The organism is Thioclava sp. FR2 (genome assembly GCF_051200875.1).
In the GTDB taxonomy this organism is placed as follows: Bacteria; Pseudomonadota; Alphaproteobacteria; order Rhodobacterales; family Rhodobacteraceae; genus Pseudotabrizicola.
Genome location: NZ_CP195191.1, coordinates 1559744 through 1580263, shown reverse-complemented (window position 1 = coordinate 1580263; position 20520 = coordinate 1559744). Strand labels below are relative to the sequence as shown.

The window sequence follows — 20520 nt, the reverse complement described above, 5'->3', positions numbered from 1 at the left end:
CAGCCTTTGCCATCAGGGCGCGGTGGTCACAAGGTGCATCGCAAGCGCCAACCGGCTTTGACGGAATTCTTCGGCGGTCCAACCCCGGTCCAGAACCAAAAGACGCCATGCGGGCACATGGATCAGTTCCCAGATTGCCTCGGCGGTGCGAAGGGGATCGCGGCCTTTGGCGAGGGTGCCGGTCTTTGCCATTGCGGAAATCCGCGCTGTCAGACCGGCAAGCAAGCGCCCGACCATGCGGTTTTCGATGGCGGCCTTTGCGTCCGGGTCGGTGGGGGCCGCGGCATCAAGAAGAGAGGCGACCGGAAACACCTCGGGCAGGTAGTCAAGCCAAGCGGAGAGGAAGTCGGTCAGGCCATCGGTCGTTGGGGGGGCATTGCGGCTGATGTCGTTCAGGCGGGCCAAAAGGGGGGAATGGTCGTCGTGATGGGCGGCCATTGCAGTCAAAAGGCCCGCACGATTGCCAAAGGCGTAGAAAACGGTTTGGCGGCTGACCCCGGCCGATTTGGCGACGTCACTTTGGCTGACATCGGTCCGCCCTTGGGCTGCGATCAATTGCCAAGCTGCCGTCAGAATGGCGTCGCGGGTTTCGGGCGAAATCGTCTTTGCTGCGGACATGCGGGACCTTTGAGATTTCGGTTAACGCATGTTAACCTTTGTGCTATAGGTCTGGTTTACGCGCGTTACCCTAATCAATCTAGCCCGGAGAGTCAGATGACGGACGAAATGATGAAACTCGCCCATATCGGGGCGGGACTGATGACGCTTTGCCTGTATTGGGCGGTTCTTTTGCGGCGAAAAGGGAATGGGCGGCACCGGATGCTGGGCCACTGGTTCCTGTATTCTTGGGGGGCGGCCCTTGCCTCGGTCGGCTTGGTCACAATGGGGCGGTCCGGGCGGTTTTCGCCACCCGAGGTCGTTCAGTTCGTCTACCTTAGCCTGTGCGTGATCGTCGTTGGGGCGACGGTGATTCTGTCGCGCCGGTGGAAAAGCGACTTGCCCCGGTTTCGGGGGGCGTGGTTTAGGGGCGGAGGGGCGGCGATCTTTGGCCTTGGCGGGCTGGTCTTGGTGGCCGGTCTTGCCAGTGGGGATGCTCTGCCGGTGGCCTTTTCAACAGTTGGCCTGATCTATGGCGGGGCGATGCTGCGCTTTGCCTTTTTGCGTAGTGAGGTGCATCCGAACTGGGCGCTGATCTGGCATTTGAACGGTGTTATATTCTTTTTCAACGCGATCCACGGCACGCTGTTGGCGGTGTTGTTGCGGGCGTGGATTTGGCCGGAAGCCGGGGATGGGCTGAATGTGGCCACGCATTTTGCGACGCTTGCGGTCTGTCTTTGGATGCGCCTGTGGTACGGCGCGCGCTATGCGGCACCGCTTAGGCTGACGGCTGGCCCGGTGGTGGTGGTGGCCTAGGCGGGGCGATAGGCCAGTCGGTAGCTGAGCGCGACCCCACCCGCGCCGCCGACAATGTTGCCAAGGGTTACGATGGCAAGGTTCTGGACAATGGCCGCGGGACCGACCTCTGCCCCGGCGGCAAGGCCTTGCGGGAAGAAGAACATGTTGGCGATGGAATGTTCGAGACCCAAGAGGACGAAGGAGGCCACGGGGAGGATCACGCCGAGGATCTTTCCCGTGGCGCTGCGCGCGGCGATGGAGAGCCAGACGGCAAGGCAGACGAGCACGTTGCACAGGATGGCGCGAAAGAAGGCGGCGGTAGGGGAAAGGGTCGCCTTGCCCTCGGCGATGGTGCGGGCTGTGGCGCCCATCGGGCCGTCGTAAAGGCCGGTGCCTGCGAAAAGCGCGGCGATGGCGACGGCGCCGATCAGGTTGCCGATGTAGACGATGATCCAGGCACGGGTGAGTTCAGAGGGGGTGATCTTGCCGTCGATTGCGGCCATGACCATCAGCGCGTTGCCGGTGAAAAGCTCGGCCCCGCCCACGATGACCAGAACCAGACCAAGAGAGAAGACGACGCCGCCCAGAAAGCGTTGCGGGCCAAAGCTGGCATCGGCCCCGGTCATCACCATGGTATAGGCGGCGGCCCCAAGGGCAATGAAGGCCCCGGCCAGAATGGCGAGGGTGAGCATGGAGGTCAGGGGAAGGCGCGCCTTGGCGACCCCGGCGGTTTCCACCAGTTCGGCTATTTCCTTGGGTTTGTAGGCGTCAAGTCCGGTTGGATGCAGGGGCTCCATGGCTGGCCTTTCTGTAATCCGCAGATCTTTGGGCCAGACTGGCACCAGTTCTGCGACTTGTCGACGGTCTTTGCGGCGGGGGTTAGGAGCGTCCCCGTCGGGGACGCTTTTTTGGTGTGGCAAAATCAATGGGTTACGGTCTGGGATTTACCCTTTCTTAATATGTCCCCGCAAAAGTCTAGATCAGGACTGGGCGCGGTGCAGGGGCCATTCGGATCACGAGGATGGACAGAAGCCCCGCGCCGAACAGCAACCAGACAGAGCCAAGCCAAAGCCCGTCGTAGCTGCCGGTCGAATCCACGACGAAGCCGCCGTAATAGGCCGCGATTGCGCCGCCGATGGCATGCCCAGCCGAGATCATCCCCATGGCCTGTCCCATGACCCCAAGACCGATATGGCTGGCGGCAAGGCTGGCTGTCACGGGTACAGTGGAATAATCGACGATGCCGAAAAGAAGCGCGAAGAGGAACAGAACCTCGATCCCGGTACCGGGCAGGTAAAGCAGGATGATGTAAGTCATCCCGCGCAGCACATAGATCGAGGCCAAAAGCGTTGGGCGATTGACGCGATCAGTCAGCCAGCCTGCGCCGACCATGCCCATCAGGTTGATCAGCGACAAGAAGCCATAGGCGGTGGCACTTTGCACCGGTGGGAAGCCACAAAAGGCCGCATAGGGTAGAAGGTGGGTTTCGATCGCGCCTGTCGAGGTGAAGCCGCAGATCAGATAGCTCCAGAACAGGGCGTGAAAGGCGGGGCGACGCAGGATCGTGCCAAAGTCTTGCGTGAAACTTGACGACGATGTGTGTCTGTCGCCTGTCACCGATGAAGCCCCGTCACGAACAAGGGCGCGGATGGCGGGGATCAGGGCAAGGCTTGCGAGCGAAAGAGCCCCGAAACTCCACCGCCAACTTGCAAAGGCGAGCAGAGCGGCGATCAGTGGCACGATGACGAACTGACCGCCCGTGGATCCAGAGGTGGCCGTGCCCACCGGCAGTCCTGCCTTGTTCGGAAAGCTGCGCGTCACGGCGGTGGCGACGACATGGCTGGCCACGATGCCAAAGCCAAGCGCGCAAAACCCGGCATAGCCGATGACGAACATCACCTTGCCATTCATCAAGGCGACGATGCCGCAGCCCAGACCCAATAGGCCCATCCCGAGATTCAGCGTAAAGCCAGACCCTTTGCGATCAACCATGCGTCCGGCAAAAGGGGCCACGCAGGCCATGACGACAAGGGCCATCGCCCCGACGCCGGAGATGTAGCTGGAGGTCCAGCCAAAATCGCGCTGCCACGCCGGCATCAGGAGACCGAGTGCTGCACGCCCCGAAGAGGAAAGGGCCAAGGCCAGAAAGCCAAAGCCGACAACGGCCCAAGGCTGGCTGAGGGGAGGGGCGGATTCCGGTTGGCTTGAACGCGCGGTCATCATTGCCCCCCATTTTGGCGCAGCATGACACGGGTCAGCCTCAAAACAAACGATTGAATGGGGCGGCGCCGGATAAGCGGAAAAAGGCCCGTCAGCGGCGCAAATGCAAAGGGCCGAGGGTTTCCCCTCGGCCCGTCGATACAACGTATGGGGTTACCCCATCGTGGATCAGTTGCGTGCCTTATCGACCATCTTGCCCTTGGAGATCCAAGGCATCATGGCGCGCAGCTTTTCACCGACCTGTTCGATCTGGTGTTCGTCGTTGATGCGACGGGTGGCCTTGAAGAAGGGCTGGCCAACAGCGTTTTCCTGCATGAAGTCACGCACGAACTTGCCGGTCTGGATGTCGGTCAGAACGGCCTTCATGCGGGCCTTGGTTTCGTCGTAAGGCAGGATGCGCGGGCCCGAAACATACTCGCCGTATTCGGCGGTGTTCGAGATCGAGTAGTTCATGTTGGCGATGCCGCCTTCGTAGATCAGGTCGACGATCAGCTTCACTTCGTGCAGGCATTCGAAATAGGCCATTTCCGGCTCGTAGCCAGCTTCGACCAGGGTTTCAAAGCCCATGCGGATCAGTTCGACGAGGCCGCCGCAGAGAACAGCCTGTTCGCCGAAGAGGTCGGTTTCGCATTCCTGACGGAAGTTGGTTTCGATGATGCCCGAGCGGCCGCCACCGATGGCCGAGCAGTAGCTGAGGCCGATTTCCATTGCCTTGCCGGTTGCATCCTGATGAACGGCCACGAGGCAGGGGACGCCGCCGCCTTTGACATATTCGCCACGAACGGTGTGGCCCGGGCCTTTCGGGGCCATCATGATAACGTCCACGCCCTTTTTCGGCTCGATCAGGCCGAAGTGGACGTTCAGGCCGTGTGCGAAGGCAATGGCCGAACCTTCGCGCAGGTTGTCGTGGACATATTTCTTGTAGGTGTCAGCCTGCAGTTCGTCGGGCATGGTGAACATGATCACGTCGCACCAGGCAGCAGCTTCGGCGATGCCCATGACCTTCAGGCCTTCGCCTTCGGCTTTCTTGGCGGAGGGCGAGCCTTCGCGCAGAGCGACGACGAGGTTCTTGGCGCCGGAATCGCGCAGGTTCAGCGCGTGGGCATGGCCCTGCGAGCCGTAGCCGAGGATGGCGACTTTCTTGTCCTTGATCAGGTTGATGTCGCAGTCACGATCGTAATAGACGCGCATGGCGGTCCCTTTCCTAAGTTGATGGCGCGACAATAGGGGGATTCTGGCGTGATCTGCTGCGTTGTTTGACGAAATTTCGGGAATGTGCAAAAGATCATTCGTAAATTGACGTGATAGCGAAAATTTCATGCAGATCGACGAAACGGACCGGCGCATCCTGCGGCATTATCTGGCGGAACCGGCGATTGACCGGACCGAATTGGCGGAACGCGCGGGCGTGACGGCGGCAACGTTGTGGCGTCGGCTGGATCGGCTGCGGGAAGCGGGGTTGATCCGGGTTGAGGCGGCTGTCGTGGACTGGCGCGCCTTGGGATATGAGGTCGAGGTGTCCTTGCGCTTTACCTTGGACAAGACGAATCCGCGCGCCTTTGACGAATTCATCGGGGCCGCGCGCGAGGTGCCCGAAGTCGTGGCCATCGAGACCTTTCTGGGCCGCGTGGATGTGCGTCTGAATGTGATTGCGCGGGATATGGCCCATTACCAAGAGGTCTATCGGCGGCGGATTCTGACGCTGCCGCATATTTCCGAGCTTGAGGCGCTGATGCTGATTTCGACCATCAAGGATGCCGAGGGGCTGCCGCTGTGATTGATCTGGATGACACGGACCGGGCGATATTGCGGGCAATGTCCTTGGATGCGACGGTTTCTGCCGGGGCTTTGGGGCGGCGGCTGGGACTGTCGCAACCGGCGGCCTGGCGGCGTGTGAAACGGTTGGAAGAGGCGGGCGTTCTGGCGGGGCGGCGGGTCGAGGTCGACCGTGCGGCGCTTGGGTTTGGCGTGACCGTGTTTCTGGGGGTGAAGCTCGCCACAAAGGGCCGGGTGAGCCTTGAGGATTTCGAACGCGCGGTGACGGCCATTCCCGAAGTGCAGGTGGTGCAGCACGTCCTTGGGCTGTTTGATTATCGCCTGCGGGTGGTGGCCCGCGACATTGCAGATTTCGAGCGCGTTTTGCGGCGGCGGATCATGACCTTGCCGGGGGTGGGGAACGTGGAGGCCAATGTGCTCTTGACCGAGGAACGCAGGCCCGGCCCGCTTGGGTAAGCTGCGCTTGTGGGGAAAGGCGGGGAGGGCTGTCTGCCCTCCCCGAACCCCTCCCGAGGATATTTTCAGACAGAAAATGGGGCTGGCCCCGGATTTGTGGAAACTGTTACTGTTTCGGAAAAAGGAGAGCGCGAGATGCCCGGATTGCACGCCCATATCGACCCTGAGGGTTTGGAAGAATTCTCGGTTGTTTTCACGGACCGTAGTCTGAACCACATGTCAGCGCGGTTTCAGCAGGTGATGCGTGATGTGTCGGGGATGCTGAAAGAGGTTTATCGGGGCAGTGCTGTTGCGCTGGTGCCGGGGGGCGGCAGCTATGCAATGGAAGCGGTGGCGCGGCAGTTCGGGCAGGGCCGGGTGCTGGTCGTTCGCAATGGGTGGTTCAGTTTCCGCTGGACGCAGATTTTTGACGCGGGTGGTTTTGCGAAAGAGCAGACCGTGGTGATGGCGCGCCAGACCGGGAATGAGGCGCGTGCGCCTTACGCTCCGCCGCCGATCGAAGAGGTGGTCGCGAAAATCCGGGAGGTGAGACCCGAGGCCGTCTTCGCGCCGCATGTTGAGACGAGCGCCGGGATCATTCTGCCCGATGACTATATCAAGGCCATGGCAGAGGCCGCGCATGAGGTTGGCGCCTTGATGGTCTTGGATTGCATCGCGAGCGGATGCATCTGGGTGGATATGGTTGAGACGGGTGTAGATGTGCTGGTCAGCGCGCCGCAAAAGGGGTGGTCGGCTTCGCCCTCGGCCGGGGTCGTTGTCTTGTCGCCCGCAGCAGAGGCACGGCTGGAGGCCACCACGTCCAACAGCTTTGCGCTGGATTTGAAGAAGTGGCGCGCCATCATGGCGGCCTATGAAGGCGGCGGACATGCCTATCATGCGACCATGCCGACCGATGCCATTCTTGGCTTTCGCGATGCGATGCTTGAGACCAAAGCAATGGGTTTTGCCACGGCCAAGGCCGCGCAATGGGAGTTGGGCCGGGCCGTGCGCGCCTTGATGGCCAAGAAGGGCGTCGCCTCGGTAGCGGCAGAAGGCTTTGGCGCGCCGGGCGTGGTGGTGAGCTATACCGATGATCCGTCGATCCAGAACGGGTCGAAGTTCCGTGAGCAGGGCCTGCAGATCGCTGCGGGCGTGCCCTTGCAGGTGGGCGAGGGGCCAGAGTTCAAAACATTCCGCATCGGACTTTTCGGACTGGACAAGTTGAAGGATGTGGCCGGAACAGTCGCAAGGTTGGAGCGGGCCGTGGACGCGGTGCTGTAAGGCACCGCAAAATCCTTTGAAGGATTTTGCAAATTTCTTTCAAGAAATTTGCGGTCAGCGCAGGCCGAGACCGGCGCGCATCAGGGTTTTGCGCACAGGCGCGGCCGAATAGAGCGCGTTCAGGGCCGAGGCGCGGAGGTCGCGCAGGCCCTGTGCGCCGATCATCGAGGCCCTGTTCAAAAGGTCGATGCCGTGCAGGCGGGCCTGCACTTCCACGTGTCGGGCGCGGTGGTAGCTTTCCATCATGGTGGCCGATCCGATCTGGTCGGGCTGGGCTCTGGCCAGATCCAGCAGGCAGCGCAGGTCGGCGAGGCTCATGTTCAGGCCTTGCGCCCCGATCGGGGGCACGACATGGGCCGCCTCGGCCATCAAGGCCGTGCGTTCGCCCGACAGCCGTTCGGCGATCTGGCTGATGATGGGCCAGATGGTGAGGCGACTGGCGAGGGTCAGGGGGCCAAGAATGTGGCAGGAGCGCTGGTTCATCTCGGCCTCAAACTCGGCAGCGGACAGCGCCTGAAGTCTTTCGACATTCGCGCCGGTTTCCATCCAGACCACTGCCGAGCACGGCTTTCCATCGCGGTCGGGCAGGGGGACAAGTGTGAAGGGGCCGCCCGAGCGGTGAATCTCGGTCGAGACATTTTCATGCGGGATCGGGTGGGTGACGGCGAAGGCCAGAGCCTTTTGCCCGTATCGGATCGTTTTGACCGGAATATTCAGCGCTTGTCGCACGGTCGAATTGCGGCCATCGGCCCCGATCACCATGCGCGCACGGATGCGGCTGCCCTCTGACAGGGTGACGAGCGCCTCGGACTCGCGGGTCAGCAGGCTTTGCGTGGCGGTGCCGGGGCGAAAATCGACGTTCGGCAGTTCGGCGAGCCGGGCCACCATCTCACGCCGCAAGAGCCAGTTCGGCAGGTTCCAGCCAAAGGGCAGGTCCGACAGGTCTGCCGCATCGAAATCCTTGACGATCCGGGGTTCGGCTACCGGGCCGCCCGCATCGACGATGCGCATGATCTGCAGCGGTGCGGCATGGGGTTGCAGACGCCCCCAAAGGCCAGCGGCTTCCAGCACCGGGATCGAGGGGTGCAGAAAGGCGGTCGTCCGCAGATCGGCGCCGTCTTCTTTGTCCGATGTGACAGGGGGCGCAGGGTCCACGCAGATCACCTTGAATCCTGCGCTGCCAAAGGCTGCTGCTGCGGTCAAACCGGCAACGCCGCCGCCGGAGATCAGGATATCTGTGTCGATGCGGGTCATGCTGTCGTCCTCTTGCCGCGCAACATAGGACGAAGGGAGGGGAAAGCGAAGCGACAAAGCGTCCCGCTTTTCCGGGTCTTATGGGAGTTGGCCGGGATCAGCCTTCGCGGCGGAAGGGCCATGAAATATAGACGAAAAACGCGAACATGAACGGCACGGCCGTCAGGGCCGTCAGGGTAAAGACCACGGGCCCCCAGACCTGAAACGCCAAGATCAAGGCGGTGAGAAGGATGACCACGGCATAGGGCACGTTCGAGACGTCACGAGAGATGTCTTTGGCGATCCAGCCGATCAGGGGAATGGCGTAGAGAAGGCGCAATCCAAAGGAGGGGCTGCTTGGGGCGGACATCGTGCTCATCTGGGTCTCCATGCTGTCGTTACCGGGAGGTGGGGGTTCCGGGAGCGTTTCGCAAAGGGACTGAATGCCGCATCTGAGAGTCAGCTTTTGGTCAGCCGGGCCAGAAACTCTGTCAGATCTGGCGAATGAAAGTGGATATGGGGCGCGGGTTCGGCTTCCGGCGCGATGTGAACCGTGCGCATCCCCATCTCATGCGGGGCGGCCAGATTGCGGGCGTCGTCCTCAAACATTGCGGCACGGGTTGGATCAAGCCCGTCAAGCGCGAAGATGGTCTCAAAAGCCTGCCGCTCGGGCTTTGGGCGGAACTGCGCATGTTCAACGCCATAGACCGCGTCGAACAGCCCGTCGAGACCGCGGGCCTTGAGCACTTTGGCGGCATAGATCGTGTCGGCATTGGTGTAGACGATGCGACGGCCGGGCAGCGCGGCGATGTGCGTGGCAAGATCCGGGTCTGGGGTCAAAGGCGCAAAGTCGATGTCATGGACATCCATCAGGTAGTCCATCGGCTCGATCCCGTGTTCATGCATCAGGCCCGCCAGCGTGGTGCCGTAAAGCTTCCAATAGGAGGCGCGCAGGTGGTCGGCATGGTCGCGGCTGACCCCAAGACGGCGCGAGACCCAAGAGGTCATTCGCTCTTCGATCTGGTCGAAGAGGCGCATTTGTGGCGGGTAAAGGGTGTTGTCGAGGTCGAACACCCAAGTGGTCACATGGGAAAAACTGTCGCGGATCATGCGAAAGACATAGACCGCCGGAGGTGCCGGGGCAATGGCCCGACAGTTGTCGAAAGGATGCGACGCCCGCATGGCTTGCCAAACGGGGCCCTGCGGCTGTAGCGTCTGGCGGTTGTTGGGAAGAACGGGACGACACCGGTGCAGAAAGACGCATACACGCTGATCCTCGAAGCGATTGAAGCGGGAACCTACAAGCCCGGTGACCGCCTTGTGGAATCGGAACTGGCCGAGCGGCTGGGGGTCAGCCGGACACCGGTGCGCGAGGCGTTGCAGCGGTTGGAAACCCAGTCGATGCTGACGCGGGATGGACGCAGTCTGATTGTCGCGTCGCTGAACCATAACCAATTGGCCGAACTTTATGTGGTCCGGACAGAACTGGAAGGTTTGGCCGCGCGGCTGGCGGCACGCCATGCAACGGATGAGGAAATCCGGGTGCTGCGGGGAATGGTCGAGGACGACCGCTCTTTGCTGAACAAGCCGCGCGAATTGGCAAAGGCCAACAAGCGGTTTCACCGGCAAATCCATCTGGCCAGCCACAACCGCTTTTTGGTTCAGCAGTTGGATCTTGTCCACCGGTCAATGGCGTTGATGGCGACCACGTCGCTCGCGGCCGAAGGGCGGAGCGAGGTTGCGCTGGCCGAGCATGACAAGATTGTCAGTGCGATTGAGGCGCATGATGGCGAAGCCGCCTATCAGGCGCTGAAGACGCATATCAGCCGCGCCTTCGAGACCCGCCTGCGCGTCGATGCCGGAGAGTTGCGGCTGCGGGGCTAAGATCAGGCGGCAGTGTCGTCGAATTTTCCGTGGCTGGTCTTGTCCCAGTAGAACGGGTTGCGGACCACTTCCCAGAGTGCCTTGTACGAAGCGAGCGCCCCCAGTGGGAAATAGAGGCTGAGCGTCGGCACCCAAAACGGGCTAAGGGATTGCCCGCTGCGACGAAGGCCGATCAGGCCGAATGAGAGATTGGCGAGCTCGCTGAGGCCGAACAACAGAGTGATGGCAAGGGCGAGACCGGGGAAATCCGCGAACAGGCCAATCTGGCCAAAGACCATGCCAAAAACCCATAGACCCCAAAGCAGTGGCATCAGAAGAAATTGGGAAAGGGTGCAGAGGAACAGCACCTGAAACCCGGCAAAACGCCAAAGCCCCAGTTCGTGCAACAGAACGCCTGGGTTTCGCATATGCGTGGCCCAAGTCATCATATAGCCCTTGAGCCAACGGGAGCGCTGCTTGACCCAGGGAAGGGCGCGGCAATTGGCTTCTTCCTTGGTGACGGTTTCGATCACCTCTGTCCGGTATCCGTGCCGGCAAAGGCGCATTCCCAGATCGGCGTCCTCGGTCACGTTATGGGCATCCCAACCGCCCAGTTCCTCCAGCACCGATCGGCGGAAGAAGAGCGTGGTTCCGCCAAGCGGCACACAAAGGCCCAGCCGTTCCAGACCCGGGAGTACGAGACGGAACCACGTTGCATATTCGATGGTGAAGCAGCGCGAGAGCCAGTTGGTGGTGGGGTTGTAGAAGTCGAGGATCCCTTGCAGGCAGGCAACTTCGGGGCCGCGATTGTGAAAGCGATCGACAATGCGGTTGATCTGGTCCGGGTCGGGGGCGTCTTCAGCATCATAAACGCCGATGATCGTGCCGCGACAATGATCCAGCGCGAAGTTCAGGGCGCGGGGTTTCGTTTTCAGGGGCCCATCTGGCACCACGACGACGCGCATCCAAGGTGGAAGGTCCGTTGCCGCCAAGGCTTGACGGGTCAGATGGTCATTCGCTTCGGCGACAAGAACGATATCAAGCAGTTCCTGAGGGTAGTCGAGACGGCTGAGGCGTCGGATCAGGCGCGGCGCGATATCCGCTTCGCGATAAAGCGGGACCATCGCCGAGACGACAGGCAAACGGGCAATCTGCACCGGTTTTGGGTCGGTATCCGTCTGCCCCCCGCGCTTGCGCAGAAGCGTGGCTGTTCCGGCAGCGAGCTTTAGGGCAGCGCTGAGGAAAAGCGTCACAACGGCCCATGCCATCAGAACCCAAAGCACGGCGGCTGGTTTCACGAGCGTGACAATCGCAAGGCCGAGAAGCAGGAGAAGGACGGGAAGCACGATCTGGGGGCCAGCGAGATCACGGCAGCTTTCAAGGGCCGGAACGCGGGATTCGGCAGCCTTGGCAAGGCCTCTGCCACGGTTGCGAAGGATGGCTTCTTCAATCGCTGCGGGGGAGGCGATGGCCATGGCGACCGGCCCGAAAAGGCGGGTCAGTTGGTCCCGCTGCGGCCCGAAATCCTCGGGGCGGGCCGTGGCGATCAAAGTGATGTCGCCATGTTGGCGAATAGGAAGAATTTGGCGGCGAAGGCAGGCCATCGCACCGAGGCGGTCAATCAGGCGGGTATCAAGGTCGAGATCCTGCGGATCGACCAGATCGCAGGACCATTGGTCTGCCAAGGTGGCAAAGAGTTCCTCTTGCGTGACCATGCCCCGGGAGAGAAGGACATCAGCTATGCGGCTGTTGCGGCGGGATTGTATGGCCAAAGCCAGAACCATTTGATCGCCACTGATCTTTCCGGCCCGCAACAGAGCGACCGGCAGGCTTTCGTTGGGCGTCGGCACGATGCCGGGAAGGACATCGTGTCCGGACGGGACAACGAGGGGCAGGATTTCTGCGGTCATGCGTGCTCCACTGCGAAAGGGGAGCCTGCCTGAGGATTGTTAATGCAAAATTAATCCCGCCCTTTTTTGGAAGGGCGGGATCGGATGGTTTTTCAAATGATCGCGTGGATCAGGCGGCGCGGCGGGCGCGCATTGCCTCGGCAAAGCGGTCGAACAGATAATAGCTGTCCTGCGGGCCGGGGCTTGCCTCGGGGTGATACTGGACCGAGAAGATCGGCTTGCCATCGACCGCGATGCCGCAATTGGTGCCGTCAAAGAGCGAAACATGGGTTTCGCTGACGCCCTTGGGCAGGGTGTCGGCATCGACGGTGAAGCCGTGGTTCATCGAGGTGATCTCGACCTTGCCCGTTGTCATGTCTTTGACCGGATGGTTCGCGCCGTGATGGCCGTGGTTCATCTTGCGTGTCTTGGCACCAAGGGCGAGCGCGAGCATCTGGTGGCCAAGGCAGATGCCGAAGAGTGGCAGGTCGGCCTTTAGAACGCCTTGGATCATCGGCACGGCATAGACGCCGGTTGCGGCCGGATCGCCCGGGCCGTTCGACAGGAAGACACCATCGGGGTTCAGGGCCAAGACGTCTTCGGCCGTGGCCGTGGCTGGCAGGACGGTCACGTCACAACCGGCGCTGGCAAGGCAGCGCAGGATGTTGCGCTTGGCACCGTAATCAATGGCAACGACCTTCAGGCCTTCGCCGTCGCGCTTGGTATAGCCTTCAGGCCAAGCCCAACGCTTTTCATCCCAACGATAGGACTGAGTGCAGGACACTTCTTTGGCCAGGTCCAGACCTTCGAGACCCTTCCAGCCCCGTGCCTTGGAGACCAGCTTTTCGATGTCGAAAATGCCATCTGGGTTGTGGGCAAGCGCCACATGCGGGGCGCCTTGCTGGCGGATTGCGCGGGTCAGACGGCGGGTGTCGATGCCGCCTATGCCGATGCGTCCCTTCTTCTGAAGCCATTCGGTGAGATCGCCCATCGAACGCCAGTTCGACGGCTCGGTCGGATCCCATTTCACGACCATGCCCGCCGCGACGGGTTCGGCGGTCTCGTCATCTTCGGTGTTGACGCCGACATTGCCGATATGGGGGAAGGTGAAGGTCACGATCTGGCCCGCATAGGACGGATCAGTCATGATCTCTTGGTAACCGGTCATGGCGGTGTTGAAAACAAGCTCTGCGACGGTTTCGCCCGTGGCACCGAAGCCATGTCCGTAGAACAGGGTTCCATCGGCGAGTGCAAGGCAGGCTGTTGGCTTCTGCGAGGCAGGCATGGCACGACTCTCCTTTGGGCAAATTGGGCGGAACCTAAGGGGGAAGCGGTCCGGGGTCAAGGCTTGGGGTGAAATGATTAGTTTATATTTTTCAATAGCTTGCAAAAAACGGGGGCAGTTGAGCTTGTCGACGCTTCGCTGTATGGTAGCGCGTCGTTGAAACCAGCCATAGGTATCCCATGTCGCTGCGCGAGCGTTTGCAGACCTCATTGAAAGAGGCGATGAAGGCAAAACAGGCTGATCGCCTGTCGACTTTGCGTCTGATCAATGCCGCCATCAAGGATCGCGAGATCGCTGCTCGGGGAGATGGGACTGAGATTGAGGTCGGAGAGGCCGATATCATGGCCATCCTTGGTAAGATGGTAAAGCAGCGGCAGGAATCGGCGCGCGCCTATGAAGAGGGTGGCCGTCTGGAGCTGGCGGAAAAAGAACTGGCCGAAGTTCGCGTGATCGAGGAATTCCTTCCGCGTCAATTGGATAGCGGGGAAGTTCAAGCCGCCATTGGCGCCGCGATCGCCGAGGCTGGCGCGTCGAGCATCCGCGATATGGGCAAGGTCATGGCCGTGCTGAAAGGCAAATATACCGGGCAGATGGACTTTGGCGCGGTCGGCCCGATGGTCAAGGAAAAGCTAAGCTGATCGACTGCCTTTCGAGGGGACTTTCAGGCTTATCAAAGAGGCCGGGCAAGGACGCCCGGCCTTTTTGGTTTTACCGTTCAAGATCGGCAATCAGCGTCTGCATTTGTTCGATTTCACGATTCTGGGCGTCGATAATGCTGTCTGCCAGTTCTCGCACCCGTGGGTCGGTAATCTGCGCCCGGGTCGAGGTCAGGATAGCAATCGAGTGATGTGGGATCATGGCCCGCATCCATGCAATGTCATCGACAAATCTTTGGCTGCGGACGCCCCACACGGAAACGGCCATAAGCACGGCTGAGAAAAGCAGGATGGCAAGATTGGCGCCGCGGTTTGGGTACATCTTCCACATGAAGCCCAGCATCACGGGCAACATGCCGGCTGCCATGATCAGCGTCATCCAGACACGCGTTTGGCTGAATTCAACATGGCCCAATTCCCATGTGTTCAAATACATCAGGGCGTGCATGACGAATGCCGAAACGGCGGTCATGACAAATAGGCGCGTGTAAGAGGCGTGTTTCATAGAGAGGGAACGTGGCGAGCCACCATACGGTTCCCCTTAAAAGATGCGTGGCGGTGTCTTATGGGCAGGCTGTTCCGCCGCACCTTCACGGTATTGGGTTAGTCCGGAAGATCGCAGATTCTCGCTCTGGCTCATCGGTTTGTACGCAGGTCGCCGAGGCTTTGACCCAGTTCTCGGGCAAGGGTGATGCGCTCTTCTTCGGACAGAAAGGCACCGATTTCGACGATCCTTGGGCCCCCCTCCAGTGTGATGTAGTTGGGAACAGGTCCGCCCTTGGCGTGCAGGTTGACCCGCACCCAATAGGGGTTGGCTTGCCAATGTTGATGGCGACCATGCGGCCCGTGTCGGGTAAGTTCCATCGTTGTGGGGGCCAGACGAAGGTCTTCGATGATCTGGCCATCCTTGTAGCTGCGCATCAAGGCCCACCAGATGCCAGCGACGGCCAAGCCGAGGAAGGGCAGCAAGGCCCAAAGTACTGGCGAGCCAATCACCGTCACAAGCGGCAAGGCAATCAAGGCCGCGGTGACGCCGATAAAGAGGACGAACCCCTGCCGTGGCAGGGAGCGATGGGGCCAGAGATGCAGACGGCGGTCATTGCCGTCGGGGGGAAGCCATTGATAGGGCATGGAATGCAAAGCTGTGCAGTTTGTTCGCTTATCGGAGTCTAGAGCGATGATCTGTTTTGTCCAAGCCCGCCCCCTGCGGCGCATTGGCAAGAGGCTAGCTGTTGCAGGCGATTCCGACCTCGACCATGCGGTAGAGGAAGTCTTCGCCAATCCGTTCCGGGCCAAAGGGGTGCGTGGATTGGATAGAGTGACCTGCGCGGCCGCAAATCTGGGCGGCCTCGGCGGCCACTTGCTGCCGGAATTCAAAATCGCGGCTGTCTTCCAAGGTATAGGCGCGCTCGATGGTCAGGACATGGATTTGGGTGTCCGCCTCGGTGCCAGTGGTGGGCATCGGATCATCGACCAAGGCGGGGGCCGCTGCCTGGCAAGCGGCGAGGGCGAAGGTGCACAGGAAAGCGAGGGTGCGAAAAGGCTGCATGTGTCTTTCGAAGCGGAGCAAAGGTTCTTTGCCAAAAGCTTAGCCGGGGCCGAGCCATATGTCTTGGTCAGGAATTCAGCCCCTGCCGAGACGTGACAATAGCGTGAGGACGGCGAGAACAAGGATCAAGACCGAGCCAGCCAGAAAGCCGACGGCTGAGGTCATTTCTGCCGAGGTGGCGATGTCGTGCATCGGCTGCTGTCGGGCGGTTCCATCTGCCGAAACCGGGAGAGGGAGAAAAGATTGCGCCACCTGTATGCCTGCCGCAATGTAGAGAAGCAGAAGTCCAAACCCACCCATTGCGCGAAGCAACCCCGCTTTGGCGCCTTTGGCAAAGCCGCCTGCAAAAAGCACAAGCCCGCCCGCCCCGAAGAGCCACATGGCCAGGCCGATGAGATAATGTTGTCGGGAAAGTGCGAGGTCGGCATCTGACAGGTGCAGTGGCAGGTTGCCCGAGCCGGTGCCCATCACCTCCGCCATCGTGCCCGTCATCATCCCGGCTGGCAGGCTGATCACAATTGCCCCCAAGAGCCCAGAGGCAAGGGTAAGGGCTGTTGTCAGTGTAGGGAGGCTGGAATTGCGGACCAGGAGCGCTGCGGCCAAGGGGAGCGCGAGCCAGAGTATGACGACGGGAAGGGCAGGGAGAAACATTGACTGTCCTTTCTGATCGGCACCCATTCAGATGGGTCTGCACTAGGAAGGACGAAAACCGGCAGTGTCTCAATAGAAAAAAGGCCCCGAATTTCTCCGGGGCCCTTCTTATTTGGTCAGGACTTGCCTTAGTGGGCGTGGCCCTTGTCCCAGTCGGACTGCTTCGGCAGTTGCTCGAAGGTGTGCTCCGGTGGGGGCGAGGGCAGGGTCCATTCCAGCGTGTCGGCGTATTCGTTCCAGTAGTTCTTCTCGGTCACACGCTTGCCGAACTTCAAGGAGTAGAAGATCACGCCAAGGAAGAATACGAAGGAAGCGAAGGAGAGGAACGCACCGATCGACGAGAACCAGTTCCAGTAAGCGAAGGCTTCCGGGTAGTCGATGTAGCGGCGCGGCATGCCCTGACGACCCAGGAAGTGCTGCGGGAAGAAGGTCAGGTTGGCACCGATGAACATGGCCCAGAAGTGCAGCTTGCCAGCCCATTCCGGGTACTGACGGCCCGACATCTTGCCGAACCAGTAGTAGATCCCGGCGAAGATCCCGAACACGGCACCCAGCGACATCACATAGTGGAAGTGTGCAACCACATAGTAGGTGTCATGGTAGGCGCGGTCGACGCCAGCCTGCGACAGCACGATCCCGGTCACACCACCAACGGTGAAGAGGAACAGGAAGCCGAAAGCCCAGAGCATCGGGGTCTTGAACTCGATAGAGCCGCCCCACATGGTGGCGATCCACGAGAAGATCTTAACCCCGGTCGGAACCGCGATAACCATCGTGGCCAGCATGAAGTAGGACTGCTGGGTCAGCGACATGCCGACGGTGTACATGTGGTGCGCCCAGACGACGAAGCCCAGAACACCAATTGCAACCATTGCGTAAACCATCGGCAGGTAACCGAAGATCGGCTTGCGCGAGAAGGTTGCGATCACCTGAGAGATGATGCCGAAGGCTGGCAGGATGATGATGTACACTTCCGGGTGGCCGAAGAACCACAGAATGTGCTGATAGAGGATCGGGTCACCGCCGCCTGCGGGATCGAAGAAGGTGGTGCCGAAATTACGGTCGGTCAGCAGCATGGTGATGGCACCAGCCAGAACCGGTAGCGCCAGCAGGATAAGCCACGAGGTGACGAAGATCGACCAGGCGAACAGCGGAACCTTGTGGAGCGTCATGCCCGGGGTGCGCATGTTGAGGAAGGTGGTGATCATGTTGATGGCGCCAAGGATCGACGAGGCACCGGACAGGTGCACGGCGAAGATCGCGAGGTCCATCGAGAAGCCGCCTTCGGTGGTCGAGAGCGGCGGGTAAAGCACCCAGCCAACGCCCGAACCCAGCTGGTCATTGCCGCCCGGCGAAAGCACCGAGGCCACGGCGAGCGAGGTGCCCGCGACATAGAGCCAGTAGGACAGGTTGTTCATGCGTGGGAACGCCATGTCCGGAGCGCCGATCTGCAGTGGCATGAAGTAGTTGCCGAAACCGCCGAACAACGCGGGAATCACGACGAAGAACATCATCAGGATCCCGTGGGCGGTGATCATGACGTTCCAGATATGGCCGTTTGGCGTACATTCAGCCGTGGTCGTGGCGGTGAGGCGTGCGCCTTCCATACACATGTACTGAACGCCCGGCTCCATCAGCTCCATCCGCATGTAGACGGTGAAGATGACCGAGATCAGGCCAACAAGGCCCCCGGTGAAGAGGTAAAGGATACCGATATCCTTGTGGTTGGTCGACATGAACCAGCGGGTGAAGAACCCCCGCTCGTCATGGTCGTGGCCATGAATGGCTGCGTCCGCCATAGGCGTCTCCCGTTTCTTGTTGCTCCATGCGGGACGATACCCGCACGTTGTTCCTTTCAACCCGGCTCCAAAGGGCGGAGTCGGGGCGACAAAATTGGTAATAGCTTGGCATTGCCGGGGGGGCAACGGCGGAAATTGATCCAGATCAAGATGAAACGTCGCAGGGGGCTTGAAAACGCGCGGCGAGGGGCGGCAAGGCTTTGGCCAAAGGGCACTTCACGACGAAGGCAGGGTTCACAGGCTTGCCCCATTACCCTTGCGCGGCGCTTAGTGGCGTGACTTCACAGCAAAAAGGCGGCCTTAACATCGTAAAAGCCGCCGTTCGGATGTTTTCCCGTTTAGGGTGAACTTAACCTCAGGTCAGATAGCGAGAGAACCACGCCAGCGTGCGATCCCACGCAAGAGCCGCAGCCTCGGCATCGTATCGGGGCGTGGTGTCGTTGTGAAAACCGTGATTCACGCCGGGATAGATATGCGCCTCATAGGTTTTCCCATTGGCTTTGAGTGCCTCTTCATAGGCTGGCCACCCCTCATTGATGCGGGTGTCGAGTTCGGCGTAATGCAGAAGGATCGGCGCCTGAATGCGCGGAACATCTTCGGCCTTGGCCTGGCGACCATAGTAGGGAACGGCGCAAGCGAGTTCCGGATAGGCAACCGCGGCTGCGTTGCAGACCCCGCCACCATAACAAAAGCCGGTAATGCCGACTTTGCCGTTCACCTCCTCATGTGCTGTCAGAAATTCGATAGCGGCAAAGAAATCGTTCATCAGTTTCGCCGGATCGACCTGCTGCTGAAGCTCGCGGCCTTTGTCGTCGTTGCCCGGATACCCTCCGACCGACGTCAGACCGTCGGGCGCAAGCGCGATGTAGCCTGCCTTGGCCACGCGGCGGGCCACATCTTCAATATAGGGATTGAGGCCGCGATTTTCGTGAACGACAACGACCGCGCCCAATTTGCCCGAAGCATTGGCCGGACGAACGAGGTAGCCATTCACCTCGCCATGACCGTTCGGTGAGGGATAGGTGATGCGTTCTGCAAGGATGTCGCTGTCGCCTTCCAAAACTTGCTGGGCCAGCGCGTAATTCGGGCTCATGGCTGAAAGGATCGCGGCTGCAGTCATCGAACCCACAGCAAATTTGGCGGCGCGATCCAGGAATTCGCGTTTGGTAATCTTGCCATGAGCGTAGAAGTCATAAAGCTCAAGTATCTCGGGTTGAAAGTCTTTGGCCGTCAGTCGGGTCATTTCTGGCACTCCCTGAGGTATGAAAAGAGCGCGAATGGTAGTTCGGATTCTTGCTTTGTAAGGCTCTGTGGCCGGTCACAAGGGCGTGATGGCTGACCGACGGTGGCCTTCCGCGCAACGTCAAGGCGAAGCTTTCCCGTCACTGGCCCCTGACCCGTGCGCTGCTGTCTGGAATCCTTGGGGCCGCGCCGGGCTTGGTGTGCTTTCGTGGTCTTTTGTCCCGAGAGCGGGTGCTTTAGGTCACTTTGGTGCCGTTCAGGCGGGCAACGAAATCGACCAGATGCGGAACATAGTCCTCTGGCCCCGAGCCGCCCGTGGCGTGGGCGAGGGCGAAGCTGTTCTTCACCGCGTTCCCCATCGGGTTCGACAACGCCACGGAATCCGCCATCGACTCGAGGTAGCGCATGTCTTTCAGCGCATTGGTCAGTGTGAACTTGTGGGCTTCGCGGTTGCCTTCGACGGCATAGCCCATGAATGTCTGGTAAAAGCCGCAATCCATGCGCCCGCCGCGGATGACCTTGTCGAACTGCTGGGTGCTGATCCCCACCTTGTTCGAGAGCGCAAGCGCTTCGGCATAGAGGGCAGCATAGCCGAGGGAGAGGAAGTTGTTCAAAAGTTTCATCTTATGCCCGGTGCCGGGGGCGCCAAGATGGGTGATGGTGGCGGCCCAGCAGGCCAGAATGGGCTGAACGCGGGCAAAGGCTGCATCGCTGGCACCAACCATGGTTGAAAGGGTTCCGGCCTCGGCATTCACTGGGGTTCCGCCCAAGGGGGCGTCGACAAGGGCGTGACCGGCCTGTGCCAGCTTCTCGGCCAAGGCGAGAGTGGAGACCGGGTCAGAGGTTGAGCAATCAATGATGATGCTGCCCTGCTGCAAATGCGGGGTAAGCTCGGCAACAATAGCCTCCACCTGCGGCGAGCCGGGCGCGCAGATGTGAATGACGGTCGCGCGCTGGGCCAAGTCGGACAGGGATTTGGCTTCGACTGCACCTTTGGCGACCAAGTCTTCAACGGGCGCGCGATTTCGATGGGCGATCGCGGTCAGCGCATAGCCTTTGGCCAAAAGATTCGCGGCCATGCCATGACCCATCAAGCCCACGCCCACAAAGCCGATTGTCTCGGTGCCCATCTGAAGTCCCTCCCTTTTGGTATACCAGTTCGAGGTGTTTGGGCGCGGAAGTCAACTCCTGATCTGGAGCAAATCTGGCCCTGAAATGAAAAAACGGCGCGGCGATTGTAGCGCCG

General features: G+C 60.6%; 22 protein-coding genes and 1 pseudogene. 6 read left to right on the top strand and 17 right to left on the bottom strand.

The window, feature by feature from the left end; translation table 11 throughout:
* Positions 1–12: 12 nt before the first annotated feature.
* Positions 13–618 carry a TetR/AcrR family transcriptional regulator gene (locus ACSBLW_RS07600; RefSeq protein ID WP_435259612.1) on the bottom strand — a complete coding sequence of 202 codons (606 nt, stop codon included), beginning with the start codon at positions 616–618 and terminating at the stop codon, positions 13–15.
* 96 nt (positions 619–714) lie between these two features.
* On the opposite strand from ACSBLW_RS07600, the gene ACSBLW_RS07595 reads away from it, so the two are divergent.
* Positions 715–1413: a hypothetical protein gene (locus tag ACSBLW_RS07595; protein WP_435259611.1), complete on the top strand. Its 699-nt coding sequence runs from the start codon at positions 715–717 to the stop codon at positions 1411–1413.
* Here the strand turns inward: ACSBLW_RS07595 and ACSBLW_RS07590 are convergent.
* From ACSBLW_RS07590 to ilvC, 3 genes are all read right to left on the bottom strand, one after another.
* The gene (locus ACSBLW_RS07590; protein ID WP_435259610.1) at positions 1410–2192 is read right to left on the bottom strand and encodes a formate/nitrite transporter family protein; all 783 of its coding nucleotides are present in this window, start codon (positions 2190–2192) and stop codon (positions 1410–1412) included. The genes ACSBLW_RS07595 and ACSBLW_RS07590 overlap by 4 nt on opposite strands.
* A 178-nt stretch (positions 2193–2370) precedes the next feature.
* Positions 2371–3615, bottom strand: a complete 1245-nt coding sequence (locus ACSBLW_RS07585; protein ID WP_435259609.1) for an MFS transporter — start codon at positions 3613–3615, stop codon at positions 2371–2373.
* Positions 3616–3783: 168 nt separating this feature from the next.
* On the bottom strand, positions 3784–4935 hold the full coding sequence (gene ilvC, locus ACSBLW_RS07580) for a ketol-acid reductoisomerase (protein ID WP_435259608.1): 1152 nt from the start codon (positions 4933–4935) through the stop codon (positions 3784–3786).
* Here ilvC and ACSBLW_RS07575 point away from each other — a divergent pair.
* The 3 genes from ACSBLW_RS07575 to ACSBLW_RS07565 all read left to right on the top strand — a co-directional run bounded on the left by ACSBLW_RS07575 (position 4934) and on the right by ACSBLW_RS07565 (position 7107).
* A complete protein-coding gene (locus ACSBLW_RS07575; RefSeq protein ID WP_435259607.1) occupies positions 4934–5392 on the top strand; it encodes an Lrp/AsnC family transcriptional regulator in 459 nt (152 codons plus the stop codon). The two genes, ilvC and ACSBLW_RS07575, sit on opposite strands and share 2 nt — an antisense overlap.
* A complete protein-coding gene (locus ACSBLW_RS07570) occupies positions 5389–5847 on the top strand; it encodes an Lrp/AsnC family transcriptional regulator (protein WP_435259606.1) in 459 nt (152 codons plus the stop codon). The genes ACSBLW_RS07575 and ACSBLW_RS07570 overlap by 4 nt, the downstream gene beginning before the upstream one ends.
* A 135-nt stretch (positions 5848–5982) precedes the next feature.
* Positions 5983–7107, top strand: coding sequence for an aminotransferase class V-fold PLP-dependent enzyme (locus tag ACSBLW_RS07565; protein WP_435259605.1), 1125 nt, complete (start codon positions 5983–5985; stop codon positions 7105–7107).
* A 54-nt stretch (positions 7108–7161) separates the two neighbouring features.
* Here the strand turns inward: ACSBLW_RS07565 and ACSBLW_RS07560 are convergent, their stop codons facing one another.
* From ACSBLW_RS07560 to ACSBLW_RS07550, 3 genes are all read right to left on the bottom strand, one after another.
* Entirely contained in the window at positions 7162–8361 is a 1200-nt protein-coding gene (locus ACSBLW_RS07560; RefSeq protein WP_435259604.1) for a UbiH/UbiF family hydroxylase, read from the bottom strand.
* A 97-nt stretch (positions 8362–8458) separates the two neighbouring features.
* Positions 8459–8719, bottom strand: coding sequence for a hypothetical protein (locus ACSBLW_RS07555; RefSeq protein WP_435259603.1), 261 nt, complete (start codon positions 8717–8719; stop codon positions 8459–8461).
* Between the two features lie 80 nt (positions 8720–8799).
* Positions 8800–9450 carry a pyrimidine 5'-nucleotidase gene (locus ACSBLW_RS07550; protein WP_435259602.1) on the bottom strand — a complete coding sequence of 217 codons (651 nt, stop codon included), beginning with the start codon at positions 9448–9450 and terminating at the stop codon, positions 8800–8802.
* Positions 9451–9588: 138 nt separating this feature from the next.
* Between ACSBLW_RS07550 and ACSBLW_RS07545 the strand changes: the two genes are divergently transcribed.
* A complete protein-coding gene (locus tag ACSBLW_RS07545) occupies positions 9589–10224 on the top strand; it encodes a GntR family transcriptional regulator (RefSeq protein WP_435259601.1) in 636 nt (211 codons plus the stop codon).
* 2 nt (positions 10225–10226) lie between these two features.
* Here the strand turns inward: ACSBLW_RS07545 and ACSBLW_RS07540 are convergent, their stop codons facing one another.
* Positions 10227–12113, bottom strand: coding sequence for a glycosyltransferase family 2 protein (locus tag ACSBLW_RS07540; protein WP_435259600.1), 1887 nt, complete (start codon positions 12111–12113; stop codon positions 10227–10229).
* A 109-nt stretch (positions 12114–12222) separates the two neighbouring features.
* Positions 12223–13377: a glutamine-hydrolyzing carbamoyl-phosphate synthase small subunit gene (gene carA, locus ACSBLW_RS07535; RefSeq protein WP_435259599.1), complete on the bottom strand. Its 1155-nt coding sequence runs from the start codon at positions 13375–13377 to the stop codon at positions 12223–12225.
* Between the two features lie 179 nt (positions 13378–13556).
* Here carA and ACSBLW_RS07530 point away from each other — a divergent pair, with 179 nt between their 5' ends.
* On the top strand, positions 13557–14015 hold the full coding sequence (locus ACSBLW_RS07530) for a GatB/YqeY domain-containing protein (protein WP_435259598.1): 459 nt from the start codon (positions 13557–13559) through the stop codon (positions 14013–14015).
* A 70-nt stretch (positions 14016–14085) separates the two neighbouring features.
* Here ACSBLW_RS07530 and ACSBLW_RS07525 read toward each other — a convergent pair whose 3' ends face one another.
* The 8 genes and pseudogenes from ACSBLW_RS07525 to ACSBLW_RS07490 all read right to left on the bottom strand — a co-directional run.
* Positions 14086–14505: a DUF305 domain-containing protein gene (locus ACSBLW_RS07525; protein WP_435259597.1), complete on the bottom strand. Its 420-nt coding sequence runs from the start codon at positions 14503–14505 to the stop codon at positions 14086–14088.
* A gap of 164 nt (positions 14506–14669) precedes the next feature.
* Complete coding sequence (locus ACSBLW_RS07520; RefSeq protein WP_435259596.1) at positions 14670–15164, bottom strand: DUF2244 domain-containing protein; 495 nt, start codon at positions 15162–15164, stop codon at positions 14670–14672.
* 94 nt (positions 15165–15258) lie between these two features.
* Positions 15259–15582 carry a hypothetical protein gene (locus ACSBLW_RS07515; RefSeq protein ID WP_435259595.1) on the bottom strand — a complete coding sequence of 108 codons (324 nt, stop codon included), beginning with the start codon at positions 15580–15582 and terminating at the stop codon, positions 15259–15261.
* 75 nt (positions 15583–15657) lie between these two features.
* The gene (locus ACSBLW_RS07510) at positions 15658–16233 is read right to left on the bottom strand and encodes a hypothetical protein (RefSeq protein ID WP_435259594.1); all 576 of its coding nucleotides are present in this window, start codon (positions 16231–16233) and stop codon (positions 15658–15660) included.
* A gap of 128 nt (positions 16234–16361) precedes the next feature.
* Positions 16362–18032 carry a cytochrome c oxidase subunit I gene (gene ctaD / locus ACSBLW_RS07505; RefSeq protein ID WP_435259593.1) on the bottom strand — a complete coding sequence of 557 codons (1671 nt, stop codon included), beginning with the start codon at positions 18030–18032 and terminating at the stop codon, positions 16362–16364.
* 355 nt (positions 18033–18387) lie between these two features.
* Complete coding sequence (gene yghX, locus ACSBLW_RS07500; RefSeq protein ID WP_435259592.1) at positions 18388–19275, bottom strand: YghX family hydrolase; 888 nt, start codon at positions 19273–19275, stop codon at positions 18388–18390.
* A gap of 235 nt (positions 19276–19510) precedes the next feature.
* Entirely contained in the window at positions 19511–19933 is a 423-nt protein-coding gene (locus ACSBLW_RS07495; RefSeq protein ID WP_435260068.1) for an NAD-binding protein, read from the bottom strand.
* Positions 19931–20425: pseudogene (locus ACSBLW_RS07490) on the bottom strand (NAD(P)-dependent oxidoreductase); the annotation flags it as partial. The gene ACSBLW_RS07495 and the pseudogene ACSBLW_RS07490, both read right to left, overlap by 3 nt.
* Positions 20426–20520 lie beyond the last annotated feature (95 nt).

Excerpts from the sequence above, each read along its gene's own strand:
- ACSBLW_RS07590 (WP_435259610.1), bottom strand. The coding sequence starts at position 2,192 with ATGGAGCCCCTGCATCCAACCGGACTTGACGCCTACAAACCCAAGGAA.
- yghX (WP_435259592.1), bottom strand. The coding sequence starts at position 19,275 with ATGACCCGACTGACGGCCAAAGACTTTCAACCCGAGATACTTGAGCTT.
- ACSBLW_RS07575 (WP_435259607.1), top strand. The coding sequence starts at position 4,934 with ATGCAGATCGACGAAACGGACCGGCGCATCCTGCGGCATTATCTGGCG.
- ACSBLW_RS07560 (WP_435259604.1), bottom strand. The coding sequence starts at position 8,361 with ATGACCCGCATCGACACAGATATCCTGATCTCCGGCGGCGGCGTTGCC.
- ACSBLW_RS07585 (WP_435259609.1), bottom strand. The coding sequence starts at position 3,615 with ATGACCGCGCGTTCAAGCCAACCGGAATCCGCCCCTCCCCTCAGCCAG.
- ACSBLW_RS07565 (WP_435259605.1), top strand. The coding sequence starts at position 5,983 with ATGCCCGGATTGCACGCCCATATCGACCCTGAGGGTTTGGAAGAATTC.
- ACSBLW_RS07600 (WP_435259612.1), bottom strand. The coding sequence starts at position 618 with ATGTCCGCAGCAAAGACGATTTCGCCCGAAACCCGCGACGCCATTCTG.
- ACSBLW_RS07510 (WP_435259594.1), bottom strand. The coding sequence starts at position 16,233 with ATGTTTCTCCCTGCCCTTCCCGTCGTCATACTCTGGCTCGCGCTCCCC.
- ACSBLW_RS07550 (WP_435259602.1), bottom strand. The coding sequence starts at position 9,450 with ATGATCCGCGACAGTTTTTCCCATGTGACCACTTGGGTGTTCGACCTC.
- ACSBLW_RS07595 (WP_435259611.1), top strand. The coding sequence starts at position 715 with ATGACGGACGAAATGATGAAACTCGCCCATATCGGGGCGGGACTGATG.
- ACSBLW_RS07525 (WP_435259597.1), bottom strand. The coding sequence starts at position 14,505 with ATGACCGCCGTTTCGGCATTCGTCATGCACGCCCTGATGTATTTGAAC.
- ctaD (WP_435259593.1), bottom strand. The coding sequence starts at position 18,032 with ATGGCGGACGCAGCCATTCATGGCCACGACCATGACGAGCGGGGGTTC.
- ilvC (WP_435259608.1), bottom strand. The coding sequence starts at position 4,935 with ATGAAATTTTCGCTATCACGTCAATTTACGAATGATCTTTTGCACATT.
- ACSBLW_RS07540 (WP_435259600.1), bottom strand. The coding sequence starts at position 12,113 with ATGACCGCAGAAATCCTGCCCCTCGTTGTCCCGTCCGGACACGATGTC.
- carA (WP_435259599.1), bottom strand. The coding sequence starts at position 13,377 with ATGCCTGCCTCGCAGAAGCCAACAGCCTGCCTTGCACTCGCCGATGGA.
- ACSBLW_RS07515 (WP_435259595.1), bottom strand. The coding sequence starts at position 15,582 with ATGCAGCCTTTTCGCACCCTCGCTTTCCTGTGCACCTTCGCCCTCGCC.
- ACSBLW_RS07530 (WP_435259598.1), top strand. The coding sequence starts at position 13,557 with ATGTCGCTGCGCGAGCGTTTGCAGACCTCATTGAAAGAGGCGATGAAG.
- ACSBLW_RS07555 (WP_435259603.1), bottom strand. The coding sequence starts at position 8,719 with ATGAGCACGATGTCCGCCCCAAGCAGCCCCTCCTTTGGATTGCGCCTT.
- ACSBLW_RS07520 (WP_435259596.1), bottom strand. The coding sequence starts at position 15,164 with ATGCCCTATCAATGGCTTCCCCCCGACGGCAATGACCGCCGTCTGCAT.